General features: G+C 34.4%; 1 pseudogene. It reads right to left on the bottom strand.

Annotation, left to right across the window (positions count from 1 at the left end):
- Nucleotides 1-807: pseudogene (locus tag ACFQ0S_RS11540) on the bottom strand (leucine-rich repeat domain-containing protein); the annotation flags it as partial.

The raw sequence follows: 807 nt of genomic DNA, 5'->3' as shown, positions 1-807 counted from the left end.
TGCTGGAATAGAAGTAAATTTATTAAGTGCAAAGTCTATAGTTTCTAATGCGGTCAAATTGCCTATTTCACTAAAAATAGCCCCTTCTAAGGAAGTTTGTCTTAAATTCAATGATTTAAGTTTGGTCAATTTAGACCAAGAACTAGGAATGATTCCTGATAGTTTACACCCATGTAATTTTAAATTTTCTAAACTTACCAATCCTGATAAGTTATTCAAATCGGTAGTGCTCAAGTTACTTGGCGTATAATCATCATAATCGTTATAGTAATTACTGGAATCACGGTAGTAACTCAAATCCAGATTTCTCAGGTATTTTAAATTACTAAAGGATGCTGGGATTGCTCCATTAAGGTTTACGTAGGGTAAATCAATAGTAACCACATGCCCATTCTCAATGATTAAACCATACCATGCACCTTGATTTAGGTTATTAACACTAACATCCCAATTAGACCAAGAGGTACCTCCTCCTGTAGCGTTATAAAAATCTACAAGAGCCTGATATTCAATATCCGGAACTTGCGCAAGAGTAACTGTTGTTTTTGTAAACGCTATTGATGAACCATTTGAATCTCCAGATAATTGATATAAAGAAACCTGTTTTTCAGAAGTTAATGAACTTAAATATTGTTTTGGAATTAGTAAACCTCCGTCAGCATTCATGGTAAAATCACCGATGTCCTGACCCGAAAATCGTAAACGAAAGGTGTTTATAGCCGAGAAATCATTATTCGCTCTATTGTAACGAGTGATGTTGGGTAAATTAGTAAGTAACACATCATCGCCTTTATAAACAAACTCGGG

It is taken from the genome of Flavobacterium myungsuense, from assembly GCF_042677265.1.
Taxonomy (GTDB): domain Bacteria; phylum Bacteroidota; class Bacteroidia; order Flavobacteriales; family Flavobacteriaceae; genus Flavobacterium; species Flavobacterium myungsuense.
Note: the sequence above shows the minus strand (reverse complement) of the source record. Positions and strands in the feature narration are given on the sequence as shown.